A 9,024-nucleotide genomic window follows, 5' to 3' on the forward strand; every position below is an offset into this window, starting at 1 on the left:
CATTCAGAAATATTGATTTTTGTTATTATTTTATAGTTATCGAATAAGAAATATCTGTCCGTTAATCTATATAAAATTTTTGTCAGTGTACATTTTATTTCAATAAAACCAATCCGTTACTGTTTAAAATTTTTGTTCCAGTGTTCAAAAAATCAGACGTTCCCCAATTATCCGGCTTTTTCTATATACTGAAGACAATGATCAACATTTCATACTGACGAAAGGAGTTATCCATGAGAAAGATTGTACTGGCCAGTCATGGCGGACTGGCTGACGGTATGCTAAATTCCGTACGCATGATATATGGTACCTGTGTAAACAAAATGCTCGTTTCGGAACATCTGCTTCAAGGGGAAGATGTCAATATTTTATATGAAAAATACAAGACTGAAATCACTGAGAATCCTGATATCAATTACATACTGGTAACCGATATAAAAGGCGGGAGCATCAATACCTGTCTGCTCCGCCTGCTGGTCTTTCCGAACGTGGAACTTATCTCGGGCATGAATATGGGGCTTATCCTTCAGTTAGTCATGGAAGAGGGCGACGGAGCATTTACAGAAGAACAAAGTTTAAGAATCATAGAAGAAGCACGTCAGGGGATCGAATACCATAATGACCTGCCCGAACCTGATATGCCAAACGCAGATTTTTAAACTCTGAAATCTATCAAAAAGAGGAGGTGAGAATATGATTCAGCTGATGCGTGTAGATCATCGTCTGCTCCACGGACAGACCGCATTTACATGGTCAAAAGCCGTCGGAGCCGACTGTATCCTGATCGCCAATGATTCGGTGATAAATGATCCTATCAGGAAAACAGCCATCCAGCTCAGCAGGCCTTCCGGAATCAAACTCGTGATCAAAAGTGTTGATGATTCCATCCAGTCTATCAACAGCGGTGTTACTGATAAATACAGGCTGTTCATCATCGTACAGAACATAGCAGATGCGAAAAAGATCATCGACAGCTGTGACAGGATCCGAAGTCTTAATATCGGCGGAGTGACAAAGAGAGATGGGACTACTCGCCTGATGCATGCTGTTTACTGTACAGACGAAGAAATCCAGATGATCAGGGATCTGCTCGGCAGAGGGATCGAGGTGGAACTCCGGCAGGTCTCCAGCGACGCCAAAGTCCCTGCACAAAAAGTAATTTGACAGTAGAAAGGAGCTACGTTATGATTGAAGCATTATTAATTGGTCTGGTCGCCTTTATCGGCACTTTCGATTTTGCGGTCGGTACATTGTATTTTGGCAGGCCGATCTGCCTTGGCCCCCTCGTCGGTCTCATCCTCGGTGATCTGAACCAGGGACTGATCATTGGAGCCACCCTTGAACTTTTCTTTATAGGTTCTGTATCTATCGGCGGTTATATCCCGCCGGATGTGATCACCGGATCCGTCCTTGCCACGGCTTTCGCGATCAAAAGCGGTATTGAGACAGAGGCGGCTATCGCAATGGCTCTTCCTATCGCTCTTCTGGTGCTGGTGATCAACAACGGGCTGCAATGTTTATATCCATTTATTTCCAAAATCGGCGACCGGTCTGCGGCCAAAGGCCAGGAACAAGGAATCAATATCACTTACTGGGTCACCGGCCTATCCAAATGTCTCTGCCGTTTCCTCGTTGTATTTGTCGCTTACCTGTACGGCGCCGAAGTGGTAGGGGCTGTAGTAAACAGCATCCCGCAGTTCATCATCGACGGAATGTCCGCCGCCACAGGACTTCTGCCGGCGCTCGGACTTGCCATGCTCATCAAGATGATCATCTCGCGGGACAATATCCTTTACTATTTTATCGGTTTTATCTTTGCATCCTACCTTGGCGTTCCTACGCTTGGGGTCGCGATCCTGTCTCTTTTATACGTAATGATCAAATTTGATATCTTAAATCTGAAAACGAAGCAAACGGAGGTGACCACAGATGACGAATTCTAGTACTGACAAACTGCTCACAAAAAAGGATCTGAACAAGATCGTATACTACAGTCTGGGCTGTGATTTTTCCTGGAATTATGAACGGCAGATGCACGTGCCCTTTACCCGGATGATGTATCCTGTGCTCCGCAGGCTCTATAAAAATGATCCCGTCAAAATGGCTCATGCGCTGGAGCGGCATATGGAATTTTTCAATACCAACCCCCAGATGGTGACCTTCATCGCAGGGGTTGCCTCGGCAATGGAAGAAGAGAATGCAAAAAACCCCGATTTTGATGAAAGTTCGATCAATGCTGTAAAAGTCGCCCTGATGGGGCCGCTGGCCGGTGTGGGAGATTCTATCTTCCTGGGTACTCTACGGATCATTGGTATCGGCATCGGCACGTCGCTGATGATGCAGGGCAACTGGCTCGGCCCGCTGCTTTATCTTCTGATCTATAATATCCCAGCCTTTATATTCCGGTTCCAGGGTGTAAAGATCGGTTATAATATGGGGACAAAATTTCTCCAGAGTATTAACAGTTCCGGACTCATGGCAAAGATCATGCTGGCAGCAAGTATTGTGGGAATGATGGTCATCGGCTGTATGAGCAAAGAGCTCGTCTCTACCTCTCTGGCCATCCAGATCGGAAGCGGAGACGCAGCCACTACGCTGCAGAGTATCCTCGACGGCATCATGCCCGGCATCCTCGCCCTTGGAGTTACCTGGCTGTATTATTTCCTGTTGAAGAAAAACGTAAATGTGATCCTGCTTTTGATCATCACAGTTATCATAGGCATACTCGGAACACTCATCGGCATATTCTGATATTCCCATGCATGATGCAAACAGAAACGAAGAGGAAAGATAACAATGGAAAAATATACTCTTATAGGAAATATCAAAGATCAGGGGCAGGCGCTCCGGGACTGTTTCGCCCGAAAGGACGAACATGTCCTTCCGCTTGCAACACAGCTGCCCGACACCGGTTTTAGAAAGATCTATGTAACCGGTTCCGGCTCCTCCTACCACGCGGCTGTAGTCATCAAATATTATCTGCAGAAATTCCTGGATGCCGAATGCCAGTATATCATGCCCAATCTGTTCACCTGGCACGAAGAAACAAATCCCGGACAGGCGCTGGAGCGCAGCGAGATACTTGTGATCGGCATTTCTCAGTCAGGCAACAGCACCTCCACCCTGAACGCTTTGAAAAAAGCCAGGAGCCTTGGCCATACAGTCCTTGGCATTACGGAAAACCGGCTGTCTAAAATGGCTTCGGAAGACTATCATGTTCTGTACCTGACCTGTGGGAAGGAACATGTGCCACCGGAAACACGGGGATATACCGTCACACTGCTGACAGCTTATCTGCTTGCCCTCTGTATGGCAGATAAAGCCGGTAAGATCCCTCCAGCAGCCCTTTCCGCCGCATTTGCCGAAATAAAATCTTTTACTGATACATTTGATGATTATATCAATGAGTCGGCATTATGGTTCGACAGAAACAAAAGCGAACTATATCTGGCAGAAAAAATCGGCATCACCGGCTATGGGCTTAATTACGGAACAGCCATCGAAGCACAGCTGAAGCTGTATGAATGTACTCATCTGCCCTCTGTAGGCTACGAGGCTGAAGAGTTTGTACACGGGCACGTATTCGCATATGACAGCAGCAACTATCTCTTTACGATCGGTTCAAAGAGTTCTGAATTACAAAGAATGGCACGGTTAAATTCCTTCTACCGGGAGAAAGTTACCCCGCATGTTTTCACTGTTACTGCCGAAGATATCCCTTGTACGGACAAAGACCTGAAATTTTCTCGAACATACTGTGATGAACTCATGGCTATCGCATATATAGTTCCTTTCCAGATCCTTGCTTCTAAAATCGCAGACCATCTGGGGATCAATACATCGGACTTCGAGATGCTGCATATTGGCTGGCCTGCCAGAGATTAATATTTTCAGTGGCTGCCCGGCAAGTTTTCCTTCCGGGCGTCCGCCAGCCATGTAGAGTATGCAGTCGCAGACGGGGATGCCAGAAAAAGAAAGGCGGAAGATCTATGAAAAAATTCTTTTCCCCATCCATGATGTGCGCTGATTTCAGCAATCTCCAGGAGGAGATCCGCGCTCTTGCCGAGGCAGGAGCTGATTCTCTTCATCTGGATATAATGGATGGAAAATATGTCCCAAACTTTGGCATGGGGCTCCAGGACGCAGAATATATCTGCTCTCACTCGGCGGTGGGAGCTGACATCCATCTGATGATCATGGATCCCTGCAACTATATCCATCTCTTTGCAAAACTCGGGTGTACGGCCATCTGTATCCATCCGGATTCTGATATCCATGTATGCCGCACGCTGCAGCAGATCAGGGACTATAATATAAAAGCCGGCCTCGCAGTCAGGCCGGGGATGACCTATGATATGGTCCGGGGATATCTTCCGCTCTGCGATTATGTACTCATCATGGCGGTAAATCCCGGATTCTCCGGGCAGATATATCTTCCATTTACAGACGATACGATCCGGATATTCTGTGCCAAAAAGTGTGATAATAACTATAAAGTGATCATAGACGGAGCCTGTTCCCCCCGGACGATCTCCCATAATATCAGCCTGGGCGCCGACGGATTTGTCCTTGGTACCTCCGCGTTGTTCGGAAAAGACCGGAGTTATCAGGAAATATTCCGGGAACTGCGGGCTCTGTGAATGACAGATCCTGTAACTTTACACAGGCATTTTCCAATCATACAGAGACGAGGATATATAACATGAGTTTAAAAACAAAAGACGAAGTATATGATTATGTTGTGAAAGAAACAAAGAATTTCTGCGAAAACAAGTCATTCAGATGTACTGCTGAAAAAGTCAGCCACGACCTCAGCATATCCCGTTCTCTTGCCTCGCACTATCTGAATGAATTCGTAAAGGACGGATTTTTTATAAAAATAAACTCCCGGCCTGTGTGTTTCCTGGACAAAACTCAGATCCAGGAAAATTTTTGTATCCGGCTGGAAGATCTCGTCTTTGATTTCCGGGAAGATTTTCTCAAAGCTATCTCTTCCGGCGAAAACAAAAAAATTGATTTTGAAAAAGCAGTGGGATACCGCTCATCCCTCAGCCACTGTGTTATGCAGTGCCGGTCCGCAATACACTATCCTCTGGGAGGGCTTCCCATCCTGTTGCTGGGAGAAACCGGCACAGGAAAAGAATTTTTCTCAAAACTTATGTATGAATATGCCGTCAATCATAAAATACTCGAAGAAAATGCTCCCTATCTCATATTCCGCCTATCGGCTCAGGACAGCGAAAACGATGAGGAGCTTCTCTTCGGCAGGATTGCTCCGGATAAGACAGGACAGCCAAGATATATTCCCGGACTGGTCCATAAAGCCGAAGCCGGGATCCTTTATATCTCAGATGTGGAAAACCTGAGCCAGGCAACCCAGCTCGGCCTGTCCAGGCTCATCCGGACCGGATGCTATTCTCCTTCCGGCCATTATTCCATGTCAAAAAAATCCACCGCGCGGCTGGTCTTTTCCACCAGCAGGGATCCGGAAGCGGCGCTGATTAACGATCTTTATACACATATACCGATCATAGCTGAATTCCCTTCTCTGGCCGAACGGTACCGGGAGGAAAAAGAAGAGTTTATCATAAACTTCTTCCGGAGAGAACAGAAAAAGATCAAAAAAGATGTCTTCATCAGCCGTTCTGTGCTTGACGCTCTTCTAGATCACGTCTTTGCAGAAAATATCGACGGCATCAGCAAGGCCGTCAAAAACTGCTGTGCCAATGCCTTTATTGACTGCGGAACAGCTCCCGACAGTTCCGGCCTCAACATCAAAACGCGGCATCTGCCGGACGAGATCTTGTCTGCTATGCAGAATATGTCCGAACTTGACATAAAACAGACAATGATCGGGATCAGCACATTCAAAAAAGCGGACAGAGCGCCGGCCTTGATCAGCATCCTCGAACGCACAAAAGAAAACTTTATCGAATACAGGAACCGCAGGATCGATTATAACGCCTTTATCGATGCAATAACCAGAGACGTTACCAGTTACAATGATTATTTCGTATTTACAGAAAAAATCACAAACAGCCGGATCAAAATGATCGAAGGGATCATCGGAAGACTCACCGGGGAAACGGTTGCCAAATACAACATTCTGATTCCCAAAAACTATGAATATATCCTCAGCCGCATCCTGTATCATTCTTCTGAATTTAGTTTTCTCCTCAGTACATGGGAAGAAGAAAACCAAAAAATCCTCGAAGAACTTCAGGAATTATTCCGGGACAATCTGAAAGAGATCTACACGATCGCTTCAGAACTCGATGACAATATCCGGAACCTCATGGGCGGCATGCCCTGCCGGATCAATGTGATCTACTCGGCCCTGACGATCAGCCAGTACAACCGTGATTTTATAGACAGAAAATATATCGGCATTATCATCTCCCACGGGTATTCGACCGCAAGTTCCATAGCTGATGCCGCCAACACTCTGATAGGAAAACACATCTTTGACGGGATCGACATGCCGTTGAACAGCTCGCTGGAGGAGACTGTGGTGATCGTAAATGAACATTTGAAAAAGCGGGATGGCAGAAAAGATATCATTATTCTTGTCGACATGGGATCTCTGGAAGAAATCGGGGATATCATCAGCAGGACGACAAATGTAAATATCGGAGTGATCAATAATATCTCTACCCTGGTCGCTTTCAATGCCGGGATGGAGATGAGCAGGGGGCTCCGGATGGAGGAGATCTTTGATTCGATCTGCAATGACAACAACTACCGGTATAAGATCATCCCCGGAGGCAGGAAGAAAAACGCGATCCTTGTGATCTCGGAGCTCGGATACTCTACTGCTGAAAAAGTGGCCGCTCTGTTCCGGAAAAGCCTTCCCTCATCTGAAAATAATATAGAGATTGTTCCTTATGCCTACACAGACCTCTCCGACAAAAAAGACGCCGCGGAAATTTTCCGCAGATACAGTGTGCTATTCGTAATTGGAACGACAAAGATCCCTCTCAGCACAGTTCCTTTTGTCTCACTTGAAGACGTGATCGCGTTCCGGGACATCGATCAGATAAACCAGCTTCTCCTGAATCATCTGACAGCCCAGGAAGTAGACATTTTCAGCAGGAACCTACTTGCGAATTTCTCTCTCGAGAACGTCATCCAGAACATTACGATCCTGAATCCATATGTTCTCCTGCAATATGTCAAAGACGCCGTGGACAGCCTCCGGCGCAGCATGGAGATCACTCTGACAAACCGGATCATTGTCGGAGTTTATGTGCATCTTTGCTGCCTGATCGAGCGGCTTGTCACAAAAGATGAATACCGGACACATGAAGATCTGGAAAGGTTCCGGGAAGAACACGGCGATTTTATCAGAATGTTCCAGATCAGTTTCTCAGAAATCATCTCTCACTATAAAATAGAGATCCCCGTGTCCGAGATGGCCTACATCTATGATTATATTGAAAGCAACGAATAAAGGAGGAACCAAGAAGACAATGATCAGCGCTGTTATATTTGATATGGACGGTGTACTGGTGGACAGTGAAAGGAAATACCTACACGATCACATGGATTTTCTTGCGCAGCATGGCTTCCAGGCGTCTGTTGAAAACCTTTTGAAGATCGTCGGCCATGACGACAGTTTTGCCTGGCACTATCTTGCCGAGCTCATGGGCTCCAGTCCGTCTGTGATCGAACGGGAACTCACGGAATATTTCCAGGAACATCCAACCAATTATAAAGCTATTTTCAGAGAAGAATCTCTCCAAGTATTGAGATACCTGAAAGAAAATAATATACAGGCGGCCGTCGCTTCCGCTGCTCCGAAAAGACGGATCCTGCGCATGGCATGGGCCTGTGGAATCGAGGATTATTTTGCAGAGATCATAAGTGGAACTGATTTTCGACATAACAAACCTGATCCCGAAATCTATCATGCCGCCTGCCGCCGGCTGAAAATACACGAGGCAGAAGCACTCGTCATCGAAGATTCCCATTCTGGCATAGCCGCTGCAAAAGCGGCCAGAATCCAGGTAGCGGCGTTGAGAGACCCTTTGATCCGGCAGGATATCTCGCAGGCCGACTATAAAATTGACAGTCTGACGGAAATCATAGAAATCCTGAAGGAGGAGAAGACCTATGCTGAGTAAAAAAGAATTATCCCGTATGATCGATCACACAAATCTAAAGCCTTATGCCACCGAGGAGGATCTCCGCCGGCTGTGCGCGGAAGCAGCCGCCTATGGTTTTGCCATGGTTGCCGTGAATCCGGCTCCAGTCATGTTCTGCAAGGCCTGCCTCCGGGAAAGCTCTGTCCATGTGGGCGCCGCTGTCAGTTTTCCTCTGGGCCAGACCACAATACAGGAAAAACTGTATGAGGCCAGGCAGGCAATCGCTGACGGAGCCGATGAGATCGACTATGTCATCAACATCGGAAAGGTCAAAGAAAAAAATTTCCGGTATATAGAAAATGAAATGCAGTCGCTCGTCGGTCTGTGCCGCGAATCCGGCACAGTATCCAAAGTTATTTTTGAAAACTGCTACCTTACCTCCGCAGAAATCGCCGCTCTTTGCGAAATATCTTCCGGGATCCGGCCGGATTATGTCAAAACCAGTACCGGCTTTGGCCTTTCCGGAGCAAAGCCCGCAGATGTCGCCCTGATGAAAAGTATCGTAAAAGATACTACAGCCATCAAAGCCGCAGGCGGGATCCGCAGTCTGGATGCCTGTCTCCAGATGATCGACGCAGGAGCATCCAGGATCGGTACGAGCAGCAGTCTGGAGATCCTGAATGAATACGATAAACAGACTGCCGGATCACCGTCAGTCTGTTAACGCTTATCGAATTCTTGAATATGAGGAATGCCCTTCTGTAAATCTCAGATAATCGGTTTATTCTAAAAATATAGTTTTAAGAAAAGTCAAAAAGGGGCTGTCGGTTAATACCGATTTTTAGCCCCTGACATGCAGGGAAGAGACAATCCCAGGGAATTCGGACTTTTTTAAGTCCTGAATTCTCCAGTGGACTGTCTCTTCTCTTTTGTCACCCTT

The 9,024-nt window shown here is 46.6% G+C and carries 9 protein-coding genes; all 9 read left to right on the forward strand.

What is annotated here, in order from left to right:
- Positions 1-233: 233 nt before the first annotated feature.
- The 9 genes from BQ7367_RS01690 (at position 234) to deoC (ending at position 8,808) form a co-directional block, all read left to right on the forward strand.
- On the forward strand, positions 234-659 hold the full coding sequence (locus BQ7367_RS01690; RefSeq protein WP_072523868.1) for a PTS sugar transporter subunit IIA: 426 nt from the start codon (positions 234-236) through the stop codon (positions 657-659).
- Positions 660-693: 34 nt separating this feature from the next.
- Positions 694-1,164 carry a PTS sugar transporter subunit IIB gene (locus BQ7367_RS01695; RefSeq protein ID WP_072523869.1) on the forward strand — a complete coding sequence of 157 codons (471 nt, stop codon included), beginning with the start codon at positions 694-696 and terminating at the stop codon, positions 1,162-1,164.
- Between the two features lie 20 nt (positions 1,165-1,184).
- The gene (locus tag BQ7367_RS01700; RefSeq protein WP_072523870.1) at positions 1,185-1,943 is read left to right on the forward strand and encodes a PTS mannose/fructose/sorbose/N-acetylgalactosamine transporter subunit IIC; all 759 of its coding nucleotides are present in this window, start codon (positions 1,185-1,187) and stop codon (positions 1,941-1,943) included.
- Positions 1,930-2,751: a PTS system mannose/fructose/sorbose family transporter subunit IID gene (locus BQ7367_RS01705; protein ID WP_072523871.1), complete on the forward strand. Its 822-nt coding sequence runs from the start codon at positions 1,930-1,932 to the stop codon at positions 2,749-2,751. Before BQ7367_RS01700 ends, BQ7367_RS01705 begins: the two co-directional genes overlap by 14 nt.
- 45 nt (positions 2,752-2,796) lie before the next feature.
- The gene (locus BQ7367_RS01710; RefSeq protein ID WP_072523872.1) at positions 2,797-3,885 is read left to right on the forward strand and encodes an SIS domain-containing protein; all 1,089 of its coding nucleotides are present in this window, start codon (positions 2,797-2,799) and stop codon (positions 3,883-3,885) included.
- Positions 3,886-3,989: 104 nt separating this feature from the next.
- Entirely contained in the window at positions 3,990-4,640 is a 651-nt protein-coding gene (locus tag BQ7367_RS01715) for a ribulose-phosphate 3-epimerase (protein ID WP_072523873.1), read from the forward strand.
- Positions 4,641-4,702: 62 nt separating this feature from the next.
- A complete protein-coding gene (locus BQ7367_RS01720; protein ID WP_143142934.1) occupies positions 4,703-7,450 on the forward strand; it encodes a sigma 54-interacting transcriptional regulator in 2,748 nt (915 codons plus the stop codon).
- A complete protein-coding gene (locus BQ7367_RS01725) occupies positions 7,425-8,123 on the forward strand; it encodes an HAD family hydrolase (RefSeq protein WP_083588844.1) in 699 nt (232 codons plus the stop codon). The genes BQ7367_RS01720 and BQ7367_RS01725 overlap by 26 nt, the downstream gene beginning before the upstream one ends.
- A complete protein-coding gene (gene deoC, locus BQ7367_RS01730; RefSeq protein ID WP_200786680.1) occupies positions 8,113-8,808 on the forward strand; it encodes a deoxyribose-phosphate aldolase in 696 nt (231 codons plus the stop codon). Before BQ7367_RS01725 ends, deoC begins: the two co-directional genes overlap by 11 nt.
- Positions 8,809-9,024 lie beyond the last annotated feature (216 nt).

Source organism: Clostridium sp. Marseille-P3244, assembly GCF_900120155.1.
GTDB lineage: Bacteria > Bacillota > Clostridia > Lachnospirales > Lachnospiraceae > Mediterraneibacter.

Bases quoted from the DNA above. Each gene is read 5' to 3' on its own strand.
- BQ7367_RS01710 (WP_072523872.1), top strand. From the start codon at position 2,797: ATGGAAAAATATACTCTTATAGGAAATATCAAAGATCAGGGGCAGGCG.
- BQ7367_RS01690 (WP_072523868.1), top strand. From the start codon at position 234: ATGAGAAAGATTGTACTGGCCAGTCATGGCGGACTGGCTGACGGTATG.
- BQ7367_RS01705 (WP_072523871.1), top strand. From the start codon at position 1,930: ATGACGAATTCTAGTACTGACAAACTGCTCACAAAAAAGGATCTGAAC.
- BQ7367_RS01720 (WP_143142934.1), top strand. From the start codon at position 4,703: ATGAGTTTAAAAACAAAAGACGAAGTATATGATTATGTTGTGAAAGAA.
- BQ7367_RS01695 (WP_072523869.1), top strand. From the start codon at position 694: ATGATTCAGCTGATGCGTGTAGATCATCGTCTGCTCCACGGACAGACC.
- BQ7367_RS01700 (WP_072523870.1), top strand. From the start codon at position 1,185: ATGATTGAAGCATTATTAATTGGTCTGGTCGCCTTTATCGGCACTTTC.
- BQ7367_RS01725 (WP_083588844.1), top strand. From the start codon at position 7,425: ATGATTATATTGAAAGCAACGAATAAAGGAGGAACCAAGAAGACAATG.
- BQ7367_RS01715 (WP_072523873.1), top strand. From the start codon at position 3,990: ATGAAAAAATTCTTTTCCCCATCCATGATGTGCGCTGATTTCAGCAAT.
- deoC (WP_200786680.1), top strand. From the start codon at position 8,113: ATGCTGAGTAAAAAAGAATTATCCCGTATGATCGATCACACAAATCTA.